General features: G+C 38.3%; 19 protein-coding genes, 2 tRNA genes and 1 pseudogene. 18 read left to right on the top strand and 4 right to left on the bottom strand.

Annotated features, from left to right (window positions below; genetic code table 11):
* Nucleotides 1-37 precede the first annotated feature (37 nt).
* The 13 genes and pseudogenes from NZ900_00770 (at nt 38) to NZ900_00710 (ending at nt 11328) form a co-directional block, all read left to right on the top strand.
* Complete coding sequence (locus NZ900_00770) at nt 38-1288, top strand: hypothetical protein (protein ID MCS7232626.1); 1251 nt, start codon at nt 38-40, stop codon at nt 1286-1288.
* Nucleotides 1285-1923 (top strand): endonuclease III, encoded by a 639-nt coding sequence (locus NZ900_00765; protein ID MCS7232625.1) that lies wholly within the window; start codon nt 1285-1287, stop codon nt 1921-1923. Before NZ900_00770 ends, NZ900_00765 begins: the two co-directional genes overlap by 4 nt.
* A 222-nt stretch (nt 1924-2145) precedes the next feature.
* Nucleotides 2146-2220, top strand: a tRNA-Ala gene (locus NZ900_00760).
* A gap of 82 nt (nt 2221-2302) precedes the next feature.
* A complete protein-coding gene (locus tag NZ900_00755; GenBank protein MCS7232624.1) occupies nt 2303-3049 on the top strand; it encodes a hypothetical protein in 747 nt (248 codons plus the stop codon).
* Nucleotides 3027-3617: a dCTP deaminase gene (gene dcd / locus NZ900_00750; protein ID MCS7232623.1), complete on the top strand. Its 591-nt coding sequence runs from the start codon at nt 3027-3029 to the stop codon at nt 3615-3617. The genes NZ900_00755 and dcd overlap by 23 nt, the downstream gene beginning before the upstream one ends.
* Nucleotides 3618-4487 (top strand): hypothetical protein, encoded by an 870-nt coding sequence (locus tag NZ900_00745; protein ID MCS7232622.1) that lies wholly within the window; start codon nt 3618-3620, stop codon nt 4485-4487. It abuts the gene before it with no gap.
* Nucleotides 4468-5457 (top strand): HD domain-containing protein, encoded by a 990-nt coding sequence (locus NZ900_00740; protein ID MCS7232621.1) that lies wholly within the window; start codon nt 4468-4470, stop codon nt 5455-5457. Before NZ900_00745 ends, NZ900_00740 begins: the two co-directional genes overlap by 20 nt.
* Nucleotides 5458-5496: 39 nt before the next feature.
* Nucleotides 5497-6690: an HD-GYP domain-containing protein gene (locus tag NZ900_00735; protein ID MCS7232620.1), complete on the top strand. Its 1194-nt coding sequence runs from the start codon at nt 5497-5499 to the stop codon at nt 6688-6690.
* Nucleotides 6687-7802: pseudogene (locus tag NZ900_00730) on the top strand (FAD-binding protein). The gene NZ900_00735 and the pseudogene NZ900_00730 overlap by 4 nt, the downstream one beginning before the upstream one ends.
* 60 nt (nt 7803-7862) lie before the next feature.
* On the top strand, nt 7863-8210 hold the full coding sequence (locus NZ900_00725; GenBank protein MCS7232619.1) for a hypothetical protein: 348 nt from the start codon (nt 7863-7865) through the stop codon (nt 8208-8210).
* Nucleotides 8211-8505: 295 nt separating this feature from the next.
* Nucleotides 8506-8922, top strand: a complete 417-nt coding sequence (locus NZ900_00720) for a HEPN domain-containing protein (protein MCS7232618.1) — start codon at nt 8506-8508, stop codon at nt 8920-8922.
* A gap of 78 nt (nt 8923-9000) precedes the next feature.
* Entirely contained in the window at nt 9001-9873 is an 873-nt protein-coding gene (panC, locus tag NZ900_00715) for a pantoate--beta-alanine ligase (GenBank protein ID MCS7232617.1), read from the top strand.
* A gap of 222 nt (nt 9874-10095) precedes the next feature.
* A complete protein-coding gene (locus NZ900_00710) occupies nt 10096-11328 on the top strand; it encodes a phenylacetate--CoA ligase (protein MCS7232616.1) in 1233 nt (410 codons plus the stop codon).
* An 8-nt stretch (nt 11329-11336) separates the two neighbouring features.
* On the opposite strand, the gene NZ900_00705 is transcribed toward NZ900_00710, so the two are convergent.
* A tRNA-Leu gene (locus NZ900_00705) sits at nt 11337-11426 on the bottom strand.
* A 79-nt stretch (nt 11427-11505) separates the two neighbouring features.
* Between NZ900_00705 and phoU the strand changes: the two genes are divergently transcribed.
* From phoU to NZ900_00690, 3 genes are read left to right on the top strand one after another with little or no spacing between them, the layout of a single operon-like run.
* Nucleotides 11506-12180: a phosphate signaling complex protein PhoU gene (phoU, locus tag NZ900_00700; protein MCS7232615.1), complete on the top strand. Its 675-nt coding sequence runs from the start codon at nt 11506-11508 to the stop codon at nt 12178-12180.
* Nucleotides 12177-13703 carry a DUF4139 domain-containing protein gene (locus NZ900_00695; protein ID MCS7232614.1) on the top strand — a complete coding sequence of 509 codons (1527 nt, stop codon included), beginning with the start codon at nt 12177-12179 and terminating at the stop codon, nt 13701-13703. The genes phoU and NZ900_00695 overlap by 4 nt, the downstream gene beginning before the upstream one ends.
* 6 nt (nt 13704-13709) lie before the next feature.
* Nucleotides 13710-14345 carry a CBS domain-containing protein gene (locus tag NZ900_00690; GenBank protein MCS7232613.1) on the top strand — a complete coding sequence of 212 codons (636 nt, stop codon included), beginning with the start codon at nt 13710-13712 and terminating at the stop codon, nt 14343-14345.
* Here the strand turns inward: NZ900_00690 and NZ900_00685 are convergent.
* Genes NZ900_00685 through NZ900_00675 form a run of 3 tightly spaced genes read right to left on the bottom strand, consistent with a single transcriptional unit; the run spans nt 14338 to nt 17549 of the window.
* Nucleotides 14338-15165, bottom strand: a complete 828-nt coding sequence (locus NZ900_00685) for a response regulator (GenBank protein ID MCS7232612.1) — start codon at nt 15163-15165, stop codon at nt 14338-14340. The two genes, NZ900_00690 and NZ900_00685, sit on opposite strands and share 8 nt — an antisense overlap.
* Nucleotides 15166-15171: 6 nt before the next feature.
* Entirely contained in the window at nt 15172-16719 is a 1548-nt protein-coding gene (locus NZ900_00680) for an ATP-binding protein (GenBank protein MCS7232611.1), read from the bottom strand.
* A gap of 5 nt (nt 16720-16724) precedes the next feature.
* Complete coding sequence (locus NZ900_00675) at nt 16725-17549, bottom strand: HDOD domain-containing protein (protein MCS7232610.1); 825 nt, start codon at nt 17547-17549, stop codon at nt 16725-16727.
* A 96-nt stretch (nt 17550-17645) separates the two neighbouring features.
* On the opposite strand from NZ900_00675, the gene ribD reads away from it, so the two are divergent.
* Nucleotides 17646-18719, top strand: coding sequence for a bifunctional diaminohydroxyphosphoribosylaminopyrimidine deaminase/5-amino-6-(5-phosphoribosylamino)uracil reductase RibD (ribD, locus tag NZ900_00670; GenBank protein ID MCS7232609.1), 1074 nt, complete (start codon nt 17646-17648; stop codon nt 18717-18719).
* A gap of 18 nt (nt 18720-18737) precedes the next feature.
* On the top strand, nt 18738-19367 hold the full coding sequence (locus tag NZ900_00665) for a riboflavin synthase (GenBank protein MCS7232608.1): 630 nt from the start codon (nt 18738-18740) through the stop codon (nt 19365-19367).
* Nucleotides 19368-19375 lie beyond the last annotated feature (8 nt).

Raw genomic sequence — 19375 nt, 5'->3', positions numbered from 1 at the left:
AAAAAAGGGAGCCCCACTTTTAGTTAAAGAGGTTCCTTTGGGAGATTGGGAATTTACCTCTCATTTTAAAGCTAAGAAAAGGTATCCTGGTTCCTCTTTCGGCCTAATTCTTTGGGATGGCGGTGAGTCTAAAACTTATCATCTTTTGTTTGGTCCACACGATAGGGATAAACTTGTTCTTGCGGGAAGCCTTCCCAAAAAGTGTAGCTTAGGATATGCTTTTGAAGTTCCGTTTAAGTCTAAAGAAGGTCTTTTGAAAGTTAGGAAAAGCAAGAATGAAATCAGTTTTTATTTTAAAGCTGATTTAGATGGAGATTGGGAATTTCTTGGTAAGCTTAACCTTAAGGAAGAACTATTTAAATATATAGGCTTTTTTGCTAAGTCGATTGGTGAGTATTCATCAGCTGCTGAGTTTTATAGCTGGGAACTGAAACCAGCTTTGCCTGAGAAAAGCTTCTTTAGGATTAAGGATGCTTTATTTTATGGCATTTCTGATTATGATCATGTTAATTTTTCTGAAGAGATTGGCCCTGATGGTTTTAGAGATGGGAGATTTTTGATAGAGGTTGAAGGGGTTGGAGTTGCTATAAAAGCTATTGAAGTAAGAGGGTATGGTAAAAACAACATTACCTCTTGGAATACAATCCCTGGTGATGGGATACCAGCTATAGCTGTTTTAGATAAGTCAGGTAAGTTTCTGAACCTTCCTTCAGGAAGTATAAACATTCCAGTCAAAGGGGAAGATACTCTTAATCTTTATGTTTGTGATTCTGGAGTAATGACGCGCGAAGAATATTCATATAAAGTTTTTCTCTGGCTTTCTGACGGAAGGAAGGTAGATTTTCCTGTTAAGAAAGAAGAAATTTATAAATATCCAATTACTGTAAGGGAATGTGCTATTTCAGGAATTGGATCAGAGGATTATGTTTCAGTTTCTGAGGAGATAAAGGGAGATTCTAAACCAGACCTTCATCTAAAGCTTGTACTTGAGGGAAACGGTATTATAACTGGTATAGAACTTTATTCCACTACCAATTCTTTAGCTAGTTGGAATACTTATCTTGGAGATGGTTGTCCTGTTATAGCAGTCACTGATGAAAATGGAAGGCTTTTAAGCGCGTATGATGGTTCTCTTTATCTTAAAGTCTATGGCCGTAAGGTTTACAATTTGTGGTGTCATTGGGAAGACTCAAAATCTCTGGACTTGGGCGTTTTAAGGATTGTTTTGACCTTATCTAATGGTATGAAAATAATGGCTCCAGTTAAGGGTTTATGTGATAAGTCATGAATTTGAGAGATATTCTCAAGGGACTTAATCTTAAAGGGGTTTTCTCTAGTTCTATTTCCTCTGATCCTTTTGAGGTGGCAGTTGCTACAATTCTCTCTCAGAATACCTCTGATGTGAATGCTATTAAAGCTTTTATTTGTTTAAAAGAGGAGCTTGGTGGCAGGGTCACTCCTCATGGTATTCTCTCTCTTGAATCGGAAGTTTTAGAGTCGGTTATATCCTTATCAGGTTTAAAGAAGAGCAAGTCCAGATATATTTTAAATCTTGCTAATAAAGTTATAAATTTTTGGAATGGGGATATAAGAAAGGTTCTTGAGGAAGAAGACCCTAGAAAGTCTTTAATGAGCATTTATGGGATAGGTCCTAAAACTGCAGATGTTATACTTCTTCACATTGGATATAATGAAACATTTGCGATTGATAGGCATATTGAAAGGGTTGTAAAAAGATTTGGTTTAGTAAATCAAAAAGATAGCTATGAAATTATTAGACTGAAACTAATGGAGGTTTTCCCGCCCGAAGACAGATTAATAGCTCATAAACTGTTGATACTCATAGGGAGAACTTACTGCAGACCTAGTAAGCCTAATTGTCATGCTTGTCCTCTTAAAGACGCATGTAAAAAGTTAACTTGACTTTATTATTACTAGCAAAGGATCCCCATAGTGGTAAGATTTAGATTGCTTTAATCGTAATTATGCCTTTAGTTTGACTTTTGCTTCCTTGAGGGTAGGTAGAATGCATATACCTGTTTTAGCCTTTTGAAATGCCATAAATGAGGTTAAGGTGTTCCTGTATTTTTCTATTTTTGGTTCCTTGACAATTTCAGGTTGTGCTTTTATAATATCCCATAGCTTGGGGCTGTAGCGCAGTGGGAGCGCGCTTCCTTGGCATGGAAGAGGTCACGGGTTCGACTCCCGTCAGCTCCACCAGTTGATAGCAAGGGAGAAGCTCAAGAAGAGTTTTCTCCCTTTTATTTTTTTATGTTATAATAAATACAAGATGATAGAAATAATGTCTTATAGAATAGAGCGCCTCAGGCTTGAAATAGAAAGCTTTGAGAGTCTTCCTTCTATATCTCCTCAGGTTTTAAAGGTTTTGGAATTCCTGAAAGGGAGACTTTCTCTTAAACCTAATGAGAAAGATTTACTTTTTCTTGAACGTCTTTTTAGATACCTCTTAAGAAGTTCTCGGATGGATATACCCTGGGCTCTAAAGGCCTACCTGGAAGAGGAAAGCGGTATCAAACCTATAGTTTCCACTTATGATGGTTGGTTTCCCACTTATTATCCTATGAAAGACTTCTTTCTCCTTCTGCTTCCGGAGTTTTTCCTGGAGGAGCCTCTTCTTTATCCATATCTTTATGGTTTATATTTGAGATGGATTGGATTGGACATTCCTTCCTCTGATAAGATGGCTATAAAAAGATATGGAGAAGCTTATAAGTTTGCTTTAGGAGAGGTTTTGTTTCCTAAAGGGGAGTCTAGATTGAAGTTCTATAAAGATATAGATAACCCTGTGATGGAGAATATAAGCTTTGCAATCAATCAGCTCAAAGACTCTCTTCCTCCTATAGATTGCTCTCTTCCTGAGCTTTTTAACGCTGGTTGGATTTTAATTAAAGAGGGAACAGATAGGAGAAATATTAGTGAACTTCTTATGACTGCTTTAAAGCTGAGAGCGTTTAGAAAGGAGTGGTATAAGTTTAAGCATGGGAGTGATACCTTCTCAGGAGATATTGAGGGCGATAGAAAGTGGTGAAATAAAGATCATACCTCTTTTGGATCCTGCTGTTCAGATCGGTAAGGGGAGCCTAGATGTAAGGCTTGGCCTTGATTTTATTCTCTTCAGGAAGAGAGTCATGGGAGCATTCGATCCATTAAGTGGGGATGCTCCTTTTCTTCCCATGGTTGGAGAAAGAATATTTTTAGAGCCGGGGCAGGCATTTGTTCTTCATCCGGGAGATTTTGCTCTATCAAGCACCCTTGAATATGTGGCTTTAAGTGAAAAATATATGGCTTATGTTGAAGGGAGGTCTTCATGGGGAAGGCTTGGCCTTGTGGTAGCAACAGCTACTGTTGTTTCCCCTGGCTACAGGGGAGTAATAACCCTTGAGCTTGCTAACCTTGGGATAGCTCCTCTCTATCTTTATCCTGGTACAAGAATTGCTCAACTTGTTTTCCACGAGGTCAAGGATAGGGAGGTTAAGGATTATTCTAAAGCTTCAAGTAAATATATAGGTTCTCTTCTTCCAGAGATTGGTTTTCTGTGGAAGGATCCAGAGTGGGAGATACTTAAAAAGATGAAAGAAGGAAAGGATAAATTATAGGTGGGGTTTGAGGAAAGAACTAACCTTGTTTCTTTGATAGCTTTAAAGCTTAAAGATTATAGGAGTCCTTTGATTACCTTATTTTGTAAGGGGTCTAAAGAGAAAGGTCTTGGTCACGTATATAGGTCTATATATATAGCAAGAGATTTATGGAGGGAAGGTATAAAAACGGCCTTTAATACCAAACTTGCAGAATCTTCCGGGGTTGTCATAGATCTTCCTAGTAAAGAGGAGGTATTGGAAATCTTAGGCTCTCTCAAAGATAGGAAATTCGTTGTTCTCTTTGATAACGATGGTACTATGAATAATTTTGAAGTTGATGTCCTAGTTTATCCTGATTTTATCTTCTCTAGTTATATGAGCTTTAAAGCTAAAGAGGTTTTAACTGGTTGGGATTATGTTTACCCCCCTTTAGAAATAAGACGTTTGAAGGGGCTTCCCCCTAGAGGAAGAGATATTCTCGTTACGTTTGGTGGGGCAGATCCGAGGAAATTTACAAGACAGTTTCTTCATCTTATTCAGGAAAACCCTATTAAGGAAAACATAAATGTTCATATTATCTTTGGTCCCCTTAATTCTGACTACTCCATTTTTTCGAAGACCTCTCTTCCTTCTAATATTAAACTTTATAAGTCTTTAAAGGATCTCGCATTTTTATACGAGTGCTCTTCTATAGTTATTTCCTCTGGGGGCCTTTCTTTTGCATATTCTGTCTTTCTTGAGAGGTTCACCATTGGTATTCCTCAAAGTGGGATGGAGGAAAGGAGGATAAAGTTTTATTTTGATAATTTTAACTTTGTTAAACTTGCTTATTCTGTAGATGATGCAATGAAAGAGGTGTTAAAGATACTTGAAAATAGTCAGAGTTGATGAGCTTAAGGGGGGAGAGCTTCTTGGAAGAAGTATATATACCCCTGAGGGATATTCTCTTTTAAAGAGGGGGGTTTCTCTCGAGAAGAAGCATATAGATAGTATTAAGAGATTTAGTATATCTCATGTTGCAGTTTTTGAAAGCGAAGACGAGAGGGAAATTTACGAAAAGTCAGGCGATCTTCTCGAGAACCCCTTTTTGAATAAGGTTAGGGAAATTTACACAGGATTAAGAAAAAACTTAAGCGTGTTTAGGAAAGCTTCTTTTGGAATTGTTAGTTGGGAAGATAGTGAGTTAATATTGAAGAGATTCGATAAGGCTGTTCAGTGGGAAAGATCTAAGATCGCTTTCTTTATTGAATTAGGTAGGAAGATAACCTTAGCGCTTTTAAGGGAGATCTTTAAAGGAGAAAGAAAGCTTATAAGTCTGGGAAGTTTTAGTTATGAGGATGGAGGTATGCTTTGGGAACATTGGCTTAATGTAGCGGTTTTATCGATGTTTACAGCCTTTAGCTTAGGTTACAAAGTCAAAAGGATATGGGATATAGGAACAGCTGCTCTTTTTCACGATATAGGGAAGCTTTTTCTCAGTGTTGAGGATTTTTTCTTAAACTCCTTTCTAAGTAAGGGTGAGATTGACTTTACTATAGCTATGCATCCTTTGTTGGGTTACGGTCTTTTAAGAAATATGAGAAACTTAGCCATTAGCATTTCTCATGCTGTTTACCAGCATCATGAAAGCTTTGATGGGAGTGGTTATCCTCAAGGTTTAGAGAGGGGAGAGATAATAGGGCAAGCTCGCATAATAGGGTTGTGTAATTATTTTGATGCTTTACTTTCGGGCAGGCTTGGTTTTCTCCCAACGGTAGAGGAAGCTGTTTCAAGATTGGAAAAGCTTTCTGAAAAGTTATTTGATCCTAAGATTCTGGATGTTTTCATAAACGATGTTATTAGAAAGAGAATGCTATGAGGAATTTTAGGGGAGGAGATCAAGATAAAAATCTCTATTTTGAAAGAGCTTAGGTGGTGGATTATATTAATTTTTATAGTAACCATTTCCGTTAATTTAGTTTATTTTCAGAATATTCAAAGGTTGAAATTTGTCTCTGAACTTAGAAGAAGCTCCCAGGTTATAGATGTTTTTCTGGATGGTTTCATGCGTTCCATTTCTACAGGTTACTTTCAATGGGATGATTTTTACAATGCCTTTGTCTTATCTGATGAGGAGTTTATAAGAGAGAACCTTAGTTATGTGGAGAAGGATTTCTCTTATGTTAAAAGGGCTGAAGTTGTGAAGAGGCCTAAGGATATAGCTTCGGAAGGTCTTTATTATATGAGAGCTATAGATAATAATATCATCATCTACTTTAACGTTTGGGATTCAAAAGTTAAGAGAGTTATTGAAGACTGGCTAGTTAAGGTTGAAATAGATTTACCTAAATTGATTCAAAGCTTAGGAATAGATAAGTATTTTGTTCCTGATCTTAGGGGGGATGTGAAAATTTCAGAAGTTAAGTTTAAATCTTTGATACCATTTCTAAAACCGTCTCAAATTCTTTTTTCTTTTTCTTTTAGTATTCTTATAGCGCTAATATTCATGCTAATGGTGGCTTCCCATAGTGAGAGGTTGACCAAGATTAAGTTGCTTGAGAAGATATCTTTTATCATGGAAGAAAAAGATCCCTATACTCGGGATCATTCAAAAAATGTAGCTTTTATCTCTCTTTATTTAGCTGATCGTTTAGGTTTAAGTAGGAAGGAAAAGGAGCTTTTAGAAGAAGCATCGCTTCTTCATGATATAGGTAAAATCGGAATTTCTGATGAGATTCTGAATAAGAGAGGAAAGCTTTCTCCCGAGGAATTTGAAGTGGTGAAAAAACACCCTGAAATAGCTTTCTCTATTCTTTCCGACATAAAAGGAGCTGAAGTAATAGCTAAAGTTGTAAGGCATCATCATGAGAGAGTCGATGGTAATGGTTATCCTGATGGTTTAAAAGGGGAGGAAATACCTCTTTTATCAAGGATAATAGCTGTGGCTGATATTTTTGATGCTCTTATAAGTGAAAGGCCCTATCGCTCTGCTTTGTCTCCTGAAGAAGCTATTAAAATTATGGGGGAAATGCCTATTGATAAAAGCGTTTTTAAGGTATTGAAGGAAAACTATAAAGAAATGCTCTCCCTTTTAAGGGGGGTGAGGCGATGAATATTGAGGTTACATTTGAAAGTGATGTCCTTGTTATAGGCGGTGGATTAGCTGGTGTTCTTGCTGCTATTGAAGCTAAAAAGACAGGGGTCTCTGTCTCGCTTTTTACAAAAGGTAGGGCTGGGCTTTCTGGTTCATCAGCTATATCTCAAACGATGTTTCTTGTTTTCGAAGGCAAAGAAAGCGAGAGAAGATCATTTTTGTCAGAGATATGGGAAGCTGGTGGAAAACTTAACGAGCTTAACTTACTTGAAAGGGTTGTTGATGAGAGCTCTTTTGCTATAAAGAGACTTCAAGAGTATGGAGTTCCTCTGTTTGGAGGAAAACTCAATGAGAATGGGTCTAGGTATTACAAAATCTTGAAATGGAAAAGTAGCGAGTTAACCATTCCATTAAGAAGACATCTTTTATCTAATGATATTTCCTTGAAGGAAGGCTTTTATTTTATAGGTTTTGTAAGGGGAGATGGAGGGGTTGGAGGTGGCCTTTTCTTAAAAGATGGAAAGCTTTTTCTGGTCAAGGCTAAGGCTACCATATTGGCTACCGGTGGATTCGCTAAGATTTATGCTTATAGTGATAATTCTATTGATACTACGGGAGAAAGCCTGATCTATGCTTTAGATGCTGGTGCGGATCTTATGGATCTAGAATTTGTTCAGTTTTATCCTTATTGGCTTGTTAAACCAGCATGGATAGGAATATATGCCTCGCTTTTTGCTCACGGTGCTAAACTTAAAAACGAAAGGGGAGAATATTTTTTGAATAAATATCCCAAGGCTGAGCTTGAAACCAGAGACATCCTTTCTCGAGAGATATTTCTTCAGGGAAAGGTATTTTTAGATCTTTCCGCTTTAAGCGATGAAGTTATAGATGATCTAAATCCGCTTCTCTTTAAAATTCTTAAGAAACATGGCAGGGAGGGACTTGAAGTTAAACCTGTTGCTCACTTTACTATGGGTGGAGTTAAAATAAATGATAAATGTTTCACTGGGGTTCCTGGTTTATTCGCATGTGGAGAGTGTGCAGGAGGTACTCATGGAGCGAATCGTGTAGGGGGGATGGCTTTAACAGAGTGTGCTGTTTTCGGTCCTATAGCTGGTAGGGAGGCTGCTTTGCATGCTATGGACGTTGACTTTGTCAAGCTAGAATTAGACTATCTTAATTTTCCTAAAATGGGAAGCGATTCTCTTACATATGAAGAAAAGAAATTAAGTAGTATAGTATGGGAATACGGAGGTATAATAAGAAGTGGGGAGACTTTGTCTAAGGGAGTTAATGAAATTCATGATCTTAGGGAGATAATTAGAGGTAAGAAACCGGCTAGATTAGATAAGTGGTTAAAGCTTAAAGGCATGCTTGAGCTTTCAGAGCTTCTCTTTAAAGCTTCCTTGGAAAGAAAAGAGTCTCGAGGAGCTCACTATAGAATAGATTATCCTTTTTTATCGGATTCCTGGTTTAAACATATAATTTTTAGAAAGGAAAGAGAGGGTGTTTCGCTTAGATTTAAAGAGGGGTGCTAAGATATAAGTAGTATTGAGGAAATTTTAAGAAGTTATTTTGAATCCAAAAGTAACGTTTATAAGGTTATTTTGTTTGGCTCTTACGCTCGGGGTACCCAGAGCAGGAAAAGCGATATAGATCTTCTAATAGTTTGTGAAACGGAAGAAACCTTTTTTAGAAGGCATCGAGATTTTTTGGAACTATATGAGATTTTTCAAGAGGAGCTTGACCTGCTAATTTATACCCCTTTAGAGTGGGAGGAGATTAAGGAGAGAACGTTTTTTAAAAAGATTTTAGAAGAGGGAAAGATAATATATGAGCGAGGAAAAGGCTAAAAAGGAGGCTTTAAGGTGGATTAAAACAGCGGAAAGCGATCTTGAGGCGGCCTCTTTGCTTAGGAGAGAGGGGAAGCATGCTCATGCTTGTTTTTTCTTCCAGCAATCTGCGGAAAAAGCCTTAAAATCCTTGTTTTACCTTCATGGTCTTGATCCATGGGGACATTCTGTAAGAAAGCTAATTGAGCATCTTAAGGAAATTAATGAGAATTTATATTCTGAGTTTAGGTATCTTTTAGAAGAAGCTACATATCTTGATAGGTTTTACATCCCCACGAGATATCCCAATGGGCTTCCAGAACTTACTCCAGAGGAGGCTTTTACAGCTCGTGATTCTAAAGATGCGGAAGAAATAGCCCTAAAAATAATAGAAAAGGCAAGAAAGTTTCTAAAATGATCTTGAAGGACATCTTCCTTTATTTTAAAATTAAGAAAAAGCTAAAAGAAGATACTTTATAAAGGGAAGTGGTTGAAGATGGGTAGCTTAAGACTGGTTCAATCGGTCCAAGAGATGTCTTCTCTTTCCGAAAGTTTTCGGAGGGATGGGAAGCGAATCATTCTCATTCCCACGATGGGATATTTCCATGAGGGACATCTCTCTTTAATGAGAATGGGTAGGAGATTGGGTGATAGGGTAGTAGTAAGCATATTTGTTAATCCTCTTCAGTTTGATATGAAAGAGGGTTATCATAGGTATCCTCGTGATTTGGAGAGGGATAGGAAGATGGCAGAGGATGCGGGTGTCGATGTTTTATTTGTTCCTTCCTCTGGTGAGATGTATCCTCAAGGGTTTCAAACTTATGTGGAGGTTGAAAAACTATCGAAGCCTCTGTGTGGCATTTCTAGACCTTGGCTTTTCCGAGGTATAACTACGGTTGTTTTAAAGCTCTTTAACATAGTTAAGCCGCATGTTAGTATCTTTGGGCTTAAGGATTATCAGCAGTTTGCAGTGATTAAGAGAATGGTTAAGGATCTTAACCTTGATATCGAGATCGTAGGGCATCCAACTGTTAGAGAGCCTGATGGTTTGGCCATGAGCTCTCGGAATGTTTATCTTTCTCCCGAGGAAAGGGAGTCAGCTCTGTCTCTTTATAGAGCTATAATTAAGGCTAAGGAGTTGATATCTTCTGGGATTAAGGATACGCTGGAGATTAAAAAGAACCTTATAAATCTTATACAATCTCACCCCTATACAAGGGTTGATTACGTTGAATTTGTAGATCCCGAAACTTTGGAAGAGGTCAGGGAAATTAAGGGACCTACCCTTCTCGCATTAGCCGCTTATGTAGGTTTGGCGCGAATAGTTGATAATGCTGTATTGGGTAAGGATGGAGAATTGTTATCTTAAATGAACTTATTGACTAGGTTTTGTTGGAATGATATACTTTAGAATCAAGATGAGGCAACATTATGTTGTTTATCTGTTTGTCTTCTACTTTAGATGTTTAGGGTCTCCGGTTTGAGCCCTGTGGGGTAAAGCCAGGGTTTTGGCTGAGTAAGGCCGGAGGCTCCATTTTAAAATGGAGCCTCCGGCCTTTATTTTTATCCTTATTTTTAGGGAGGTGTAGTGATGGATAAGAGGTTACTAGCTTTAAGGGGGAGCTTGAGAAGAGCTTATGAGAGATATCCTTGGTATAGGGAAAGGATGGATGAGATTGGTATTAAGCCTGAAGATGTGAGAAGCTTTGAGGATATTCAGTATTTGCCGTTTATGATTAAGGATGATCTTAGAAAGGGATATCCTTGGGGTGCTACCGCTTCGGATTTGAAAGATGTAGTTAGAGTTCACTGCTCTTCAGGGACTACAGGGAAGCCTACAGTGGTTAGTTATACTAAAGGGGACATTGAAAAATGGGCTAATCTTGTTGCTTGGTGTCTTAAAATTGCTGGGGTGACGGAGAATGACACAGTTCAGGTTGCTTATGGTTATGGGCTTTTTACCGGTGGTTTGGGGCTTCATTATGGAGCTGAGAAGCTTGGTTGCTGTGTAATTCCTGTATCTGGTGGTAACACTGAAAGGCAAATAGAACTAATGAGGGATCTTGGAACTACGGTTTTGGCTTGTACTCCTAGTTATGCTCTTTATCTTGCTGAAGTTTTGATCGAAAAGGGGATATCTCCTAGTGAGCTTAAACTTCGCTTAGGAATATTAGGAGCCGAGCCTTGGAGTGAGGAGATGAGGTCTCAAATAGAAAAGGGCTTGGGAATGAAAGCTTTAGATATATATGGGTTGAGTGAGATATGGGGACCTGGTGTGGCTATGGAGTGCCCCTATAAGAACGGTCTTCATATAAATGATGAATACTTTATTGTTGAGATAATAGACCCCGAAACTTTAAAGCCTCTACCGTTTGGTAAAGAGGGGGAGCTTGTTCTGACCACTTTGAACAGGGAAGCAACACCGATGATAAGATATAGAACCAGGGATGTAACTAGGCTTGTAAATGGGGATTGTCCTTGTGGTGTTCATGGCTATAGGATAGATAGGATAAAGGGAAGAAGCGATGATATGCTTATAATTCGTGGTGTTAATGTGTTTCCAAAGCAAGTAGAGTCTGTTTTGGGAAGCTTTAGTGAGCTTAGTTTAAACTACCAGCTTGTGGTTGGTGAAAGAAAACATCTTAAAAGGCTTGAGGTAAGATGTGAATTTGCTAACGGCTTTAAAGGTGATATAAATGAGCTTACAGCAAGAGTCTCTAAGGCTCTAAAAGATAAACTTGGTATAAGTGTAGATTTAGTTATACTTCCTCCCGGAAGTATTGAGAGGACGGCTGGGAAGGCAAAGAGGATAGTTAGTGCTTAAAAAATTAATGGTGCCGAGAGCGGGAGTTGAACCCGCATGGGGCTTTAAACCCCACCGGATTTTGAGTCCGGCGCGTCTTCCTATTCCGCCATCTCGGCACCTTTCGTTTTTAAATTATACCATAGCTCTTTTCAAAGAAAAAGGGGTAGTATAAAATGGTATTGGGAGGTGAAAAAGTTGGCTTTTAATATAAGAGCAAGCTTAGAGGAAGATTTAAGAGACCTAGAAGAGAAGATGCTTAGGCTCGCCTCTCTGTCTAAGGAGGCTTTAGATCAAGCTATGAGGGCACTTGTTCATCAGGATTTGGATTTAGCAAAAGAAGTGATAAATAGGGATGATCTTTTGGACGATCTTACGATAGAGTTGGATAAGACTTGTGTTGAGGTTATTGCAAGAAGGCATCCTTTAGCAAGGGATCTTAGGACTATAACGACAATTATGAAGATGATAGTGGATTTAGAAAGGGTTGGAGATTTAGCGGTTAACATAGCACGCATAGTCTTAGCTATAGGTAAGGAGCCTTTTATAAAGCCTCTTATTGATCTTCCAAGAATGGCAGAGCATGCACAAAAGATGCTTGATATGGCTATAGATGCTTTCTTAAAGAGAGACATGGGAAAGGCTTATGAGGTTTGCAAGATGGATAACTTTCTTGACGATTTGGAAAGGCAGATAGTAAGTGAGTTGTTTTTCTTGATGCTTGAAAATCCTGGCAGGACTCTGAAGCAAGGTGTTCAGTTAATGTTTGTGGCAAGGCATCTTGAGAGGGTAGGTGATCATACTACTAATCTTGCAGAGAAGGTCATATATATGATAACTGGTGAGCTTGTGAGGAGCAGTGATATAAGGTGATTAGGGCGCTTCTAGTTCTAGTCCTGTCTTTGTGGGTTTTTACCAATATCTCTCTTGCTTCTATGAAGATAGAGATCTACCCTCAAGGAGCGATTATAAAGGAAGAGATGAATGTGCCACCTAAGGTCTCAGAGCTTAAAATTGAAATCCCTTATAACGTTTCTCTCGAAAGCTTTAAGGTGATTCCAGAGGGTTTTTCAGTGGATTCTCTTTCCTTCACAAATATATATCTTTCTGATGATGAGGTTCCTGCTATAAAAGAGATAAAGGATAAGATAAGAGAGCTCGAGGAAGAGAAGGGGAAAGCCTTAAGTAAAAGAAAAGGTGCTGAGTTATCTTTTGAACTTCTTAAGATTATGTTGAGCAAAGTACAGATGGATAGTCCAAGTGACGCTCACGCTTGGATGAGCTTGATTGAAGACAGAACTACGCGGTATTTAAATGAAGTAGAGGGAATAGATAAAAAGGTTAAAGAGATCGATCTTAAGATAAATCTTCTTAAGGAGAAACTGAAGGATATAGATACCCCTGATTCAAGAAGAAGAATTGTCGCTTTTTTGAAATTAAGCGGTAATGATAGAGGGGGTAAATTAACTTATTCCTATTATTCTTCTCAAGCTGGATGGGCTCCATCCTATAGGTTTGCTTTAAAGCCTGCTGATAAAAAAGTTGATATTGAGGTTTATGCTAATATTTGGCAGAGAACTGGGAAAGATTGGACAGAATCTGAAGTAACCTTATCTTCGATTAGAGAGGGGCTTTCTCTGGTTCCACCGAAAGAGCAAAATCTTATTGTTGATATAGTTAAAAAAGAATCTGTGAAAAAGCCCGCAATGATGAAAATGATGGCTCCTACGGCAGCTTTACCGCAGGAGGAAAAAGTTGCCTTTAAAGAAGAGGAGCTGGGTGTAAAAGTTAGCATAAATCAGGTTATCTCTGTTCCATCCACGGGGGAAAGAAAGAGAGTTTTGATTTGGAGAGGTAGTATACCCATTCGTGAGAGCTTTTACCTTTGTAGATCTTATTTAGATACCTCTGTATATAGAATGATTTCTCTTAAGCTTTCTTCTCCATTTGATTTTTTACCTGGACAAACGGAACTTTTCGTGGGGGAGACTTTTATAGGTGGAAGTGAAATAGAAGGTATGAGTCGTGATGGAGTATATGAAATTTGTTTTGGTAGTGATGAGAGAGTGGAAGTTGAAAGAAAGACAACAAAGCTTGGAGAAACTGCAAAGGGGATAATTGACAAATCGAGTGTTAGGGAGTATGCCTATGAGCTAAAGATCAAAAACCTAACTAAAGAGGGAATCGATCTTCTTTTAGAGGAGGTTTTCCCCATTTCTATGGATTCTAGGATAAAGGTTGAACTTTTGAAAGTAGAACCTAAAGAGAAAGAGAAGACTGAAACCGGACACCTTAAATGGAGGCTCAAGCTTGATGCTGGAGAAGAAAGGAAGATTATCTTTTCTTACAGGATAATTTATCCCCAGGAGGAGGACATAGAGTTATCGTGGAGGTGAATAAAGTTGCTTGTTAAGGATGTTATGACTCCTAATCCTATAATTGTAAGCCCGGATGTATCCTTTCAGGATGCGCTTAAGTTGATGAGAGATAAGGGGATAAGGAGGCTTCCTGTGGTCGATGGGGGTAAGCTTATAGGTATAGTCACAGAGAAGGATCTTCTTTATGCGTCTCCCTCTAAGGCTACGAGTCTTGATATTTGGGAGTTGAATTATCTTTTAAGTAAGCTTGCAGTTAGGGATATAATGTCTCGTAACGTTATAACTGTATCTGAGGATGTTCCTATTGAGGAAGCTGCTAAGATAATGGTAGATAAGAAAGTAGGAGCTCTACCTGTTATGCGCAACGGTGAGCTCGTAGGGATAGTTACAGAAACAGATATCTTCAAGGTGCTTCTTAAGCTTCTTGGTGCGGGAAGGGATGGGCGTAGATTCGTTTTCGAAGTTCCTGATAAGAAAGGCACATTAGCCCAGCTAACTCAGCTTATAGCAAGATATGGGGGGAACATAATAGCGCTTGCAACTTATCCATCACCTCATGAGGGAAAAGCAAGAGTCATGGTAAGAGTTGATGAAATTGATGAAACCAGATTTTTAGATGCTCTTAAGGGTGTTGAAATATCTATCTGCGACTTTAAGTAGTCTGGCTCAATCCAAGGATGTTTTTTACGCGAAGAATGAGGTCTTTCGAACTGAAAGGTTTTACTATGTATCCGTTAGCTCCTCTTTTTAAGGCTTCGAGTACGTCTTTCTTTTGTCCTTTAGCAGATACTATAATTATAGGTATTCTTTGGGTGTAAGGGTCTTTTCTTATTTCTTCGCATAGTGTTAGACCATCCATTTCAGGCATCATTATGTCTGTAAGAATAAGATCAGGTTTTTCCGTTTTTGCTTTAAGAAGAGCTTGCTTCCCATTATCACTCGTTATTACGTGGAAACCAGCATTTGTTAAAGTGCTTTCTATAATTTTTAGAATTATTGTAGAGTCATCAACTACAAGAATCTTCTTCTTGAAATTATTATTGGAGGTTTTCTCTGGGGGAGGTGCGGTTTCCTCCCTTTTGGGAGGAAGCGTAGGGGTTTCCTTCCCTAACATTCTATTTAGTCTTATTACAAGATCTTTAATAGAGAAGGGTTTTATTAAAAAGTCATTTATTCCTAATTCTGTTGCCTTTAGTATGTTTTCCTTAGTATGATGTGCGCTGAGCATAAGTATCGGGATATCCGGGTTAGGACCGTTTTTCCTTATTTCCTCTACCAATTCTAAGCCTGTCATTCGTGGCATGGCTATATCAGTTACAATGCTTACAACATCTGGATTCTCCTGAAGTAGCTTTATGGCTTCAAGTCCGTCCTTGGCAAGAAGTATTTCATATCCTTCCTTCTCAAGAGCTCCCTTAATAACCATCTGAATTTTGCTATCATCTTCAGCAACTATTATTTTTTCTTTTGCTGTCCCCATAGCAAATTAGCTTTCCTCCTTCTCTATAATTGGTAGATAGAAGAAAAACTTGGATCCCTTATCAGGTTTGCTTTCAGCCCATATCTTACCTTTATGGGCCTCTATAATTTGTTTGGCTATAGAAAGGCCTAATCCAAGTCCTCTTATTTTGTGAGTATAGTCGCTTTCTACTCTATAGAATTTATCGAAGATATAGGGCAGACTTTCCGGAGGAATGCCTATTCCTTCATCTTCCACACATATAGTTATGCCTTTTCCATCATCAGCGTTTGCTCTTATCCATATTCTTTTCCCATTTCCTATATATTTTATAGCGTTGTCTATCAAATTTATGAGTACTTGAAGAAGCTTCCCTTTGTCTCCTTTTACTAAGGGGAGATCCCCGTTTAGCTCCTTATAAATAAACAGCTCCTTTTCCTTTAGATCTCTTTCAAACATGGAGACTGCTCTTTCTATTAGTTCGTTTATATCAAATTCTTCAAGTTCAAGATATAACTTGCTAGTTTCAAGTCTCGAAAAGTCGAGAAGGTCATTTATCAATCGTGTTAGGTTGTTAACCTCCTCATTCATAAAAGATAGATATGCCTTAGCTGTTTCTGAGGGAATGCTTTCAGGGTTGTCAAGTAGTAATTCGATAAAACCTTTGATAGCTGTAAGGGGCGTTTTAAGTTCATGACTAACCGAAGAGATAAATTCACTTTTAAGCTTATCTAATCTCCTTAATTTTTCTAGCTCTTTGCTTTCTGAAAGGTCTCTTACTATAAGAATGATTCCTTGATCTTCATTTTGTCTAAATAATGTGGAGCTTATACCCAGCGTGATCTCTCTGTCGTTTTCTATATAGCTAACTTCCTCTTCTGATACCCTAACCTTGATCACGGTTTCCGTAAGCACTTCTCTTATCTTTAAAGATAATATGTCTGGCAGGACTTCTTCCACTCGCTTTCCTAATACATCACGAGGTTCTTTGTCTTTTAGCTCGATTAGTTCAAGTAGCTTTCTATTTGCGCTTTTAATCTTCCCGTTTATTTCGAGCACTAAAATTCCATGGGGAAGTTGATCAAATAGCTCTTGGAGAAACTTTCTAATGTCGTCAATCTCTTTATGAAGTCGAATATTCTCTATTCCTACGGCACACTGATGTGCTATGGTGTCAAGTAGGTTTAAAACCTGCTGGTTAAAACCTTCGGGACATACTGATGTAGATACTAATGACATTCCTATGATCTTATTTCTAACGACAAGAGGGGTTAATACGTAAGTTAAATTATCCTCAGGTATTATTGTTGTTTTTCCTCGATTTTTGACCCATTCTATTAATCCTTCTTCTTCCCAGATTTTCCACTTTTCTGAAATTTTTTCTGGTATTTCACTACCTAAGATTAGATACTTTTCGTTTATGGAAGGTGCGAGTTTGGTCACGTAGTTTAAGAACAGATTCTTTATAGCTTCTATAGATGGAGCAAGCCCTACTTCTTCGGTAATCCTGTAGAGCCTTATTACTTCTTCATAAGCTTCTCTCAGATCTTTAATCTTTCTCTCAAAATCTTCCATGCTCATTATTTTCCTCTTAAGACATGTAAGAAGGCTAGGGCTCCTTCAATATCTTTTTCTATTTCATTATATATGTCATTTAGATCTTGTGGTTTAAGTTTTAGAATCATCCAAGCCTCCTTTCTAAAGGATGGAATCTGATTATCTCCTCCGCTTCCTATCTTTTTAATTCTTGTTAATATGTCCGCACCGTGAATTATAGAGGTTAGCTCAGGGTATTCGTTGTCAAGGTTAGGTTGGTGGTGCATCTGTATAGCTTGAACGAGTTGGTGGGGAAATTTCCAGTAATCTGCTACCCATTTGCCAACAACAGAGTGGTCTATCTCAAAGATGGCTTCCTCTACGTCCCTTATCCATTTATCTCCATCTCTTGCTATGGTAGCAACCTTTTCATATTCTTGAGGGAAGAGCTTTATAAAGACAAGCTTTCCTAAATCATGAAGAAGACCGCATGTAAAGGCCTCTTCTGGAGGATCGTAACCTATCCTTTTAGCTAAGATCTTAGCTGTTATGGCTACCCCTAAATTATGTAGCCATAAGCTTTCTGCATTAAGTCCTCCAACGTTTTTCGAGTTGAACATATCAGATATAGAAATGTTTAATACAAGATCCCTTACGGTTCTAAAACCTAGTATAACTATGGCTTGTGTTATGGTAGATATCTTTCTCGGGAAGCCATAGTACGCTGAGTTAACGAGCTTAAGAATTTTAGCAGTAAGAGCTTGATCTTGAGAGATGACCTTTGCCATATCTGCTGCTGAGGATCGAGGATTATTAGCTATTTCCATAACTTTAGCTGCTACCTCAGGCAAGGTTGGAAGGTCTCTCAATTTTGATAAAATCCTATCTTTTAATTCTAACCCCTTCATCTTAACATATAATTATAACATAATGATAGTATACTTATTAGTTGGGGGTGTAGAAAGTTGGATGAATATTTTATGAAAAAAGCTCTGAAGCTGGCTTTGAAGGGTGCTGGAAGAGTTAGCCCTAATCCTATGGTAGGAGCAGTTTTGGTTAAAGATGGAAAGGTAGTAGCTACAGGTTATCACGAGTATTATGGTGGACCTCACGCTGAAGTGGTTGCTTTAGATAACGCTAAAGGAGAAGCTAAAGGGGCTACATTATATGTTAATCTAGAGCCATGTGTTCACTTTGGTAAAACTCCTCCTTGTGCTCCGAGAATAATAGAAGCGGGGATAAGAAGAGTTGTTATTGCCACTCTTGACCCTAATCCTCTCGTTTCAGGGAAAGGGGTGGATCTTCTTAAAAAGGCAGGCATAGAAGTAGTAACTGGGGTACTTGAAAGAGAAGCAAGGAGGCTTAACGAAGCCTTTTTTAAATGGATAACCAAGGGAATCCCTTTTGTGATTTTGAAGATTGCAGTGAGCCTTGATGGTAAGATAGCTAATGCCTTAGGGGAATCGAAATGGATAACCTCCTTAAGTTCAAGGAGGTTAGTTCATAAATTTAGATCCCTATATGATGCTGTTTTGGTAGGGGTGGAAACGGTTTTAAGAGACGATCCTGAGCTTACTGTAAGGTTGGTTAAGGGGAGAAACCCGGTGAGAGTGGTCCTGGATACTTATTTGAGAGTTCCATCTCACGCAAAAATTCTGACTTCTCCTGGGAGGAAAATCATATTCTACTCAGAGGTTGCTTCAAGAGAGAAAGTTAAAGAGCTTGAGGCTGTTGGTGTAGAGCTTTATAAAGTTTCTTCAGAAAACGGAATTATCGAATTAAGGGATGTCTTAAAGAAGCTTGGAGAACTTGGTATAGCGAGCGTTATGGTTGAAGGGGGCAGGAAAATCTTTTCTTCTTTCTTAAGAGAGGGATTGGTGGATAAGCTTCTTTATTTTATCGCTCCCAAAATAATTGGTAAAGGTATAGGTCCTTTTGATGAGCTTGAAGTTAGTTCCTTAGATTCCTCAATAAAAATTAACGAGTTTACCTTAAGAAAGGTTGGGGAAGATATTCTCCTTGAGGGATATATGATATAATAAAATCTCTGGAAAGAAATGTTTACTGGGCTTATAGAAGCTACTGGAAAAGTAGTTGAAATAGAAAAAAAGGGCGTTTGGAGGCTTGCTATAGCTTCTGAGCTTCCTCAAATGGAAGTAGGTTCAAGTATTGCTGTTAATGGTGTATGTTTGACTGTTGTTTTTTCAAGAAAGAACCTTTTTAACGTTGAGGTTATGAGAGAAACTTTGGAAAGAAGTAACTTATCCCTCTTAAGGATCGGGGATGAGGTTAACTTAGAAAGGCCCTTAAGGATAGGAGATAGATTAGAGGGGCATTTTGTGTTAGGGCATGTGGACTGTATGGGTAAAGTTATTGAGGTTATTCCCGAGAGCGGTTCCCGAAGGATGTGGATATCTATCCCGGAAGAGTATACAGAGTATGTGGTTTCTAAAGGCTCTATTGCTATTGATGGAGTGAGTTTAACTATAGCTGGGGTTAAGGGATCTTCTTTTTCAGTTGTGTTAATACCTCATACTCTTAAGGTTACCACTCTTAGTTTACGGAAGGTGGGAGATCTTCTCAATATAGAATTTGATATTATTGGAAAATATATTCGTAAGATGTTGAAGGGTGAAGAAGAAAAGGGAGTTACTTTGGATCTTTTGAAAAAGTACGGATTCCTTTAAAGCGAGAG

The organism is Synergistota bacterium, from assembly GCA_025060595.1.
Classification (GTDB): domain Bacteria; phylum Synergistota; class GBS-1; order GBS-1; family GBS-1; genus 42-11.
This window is presented reverse-complemented; position numbering and strand designations above follow the sequence as displayed.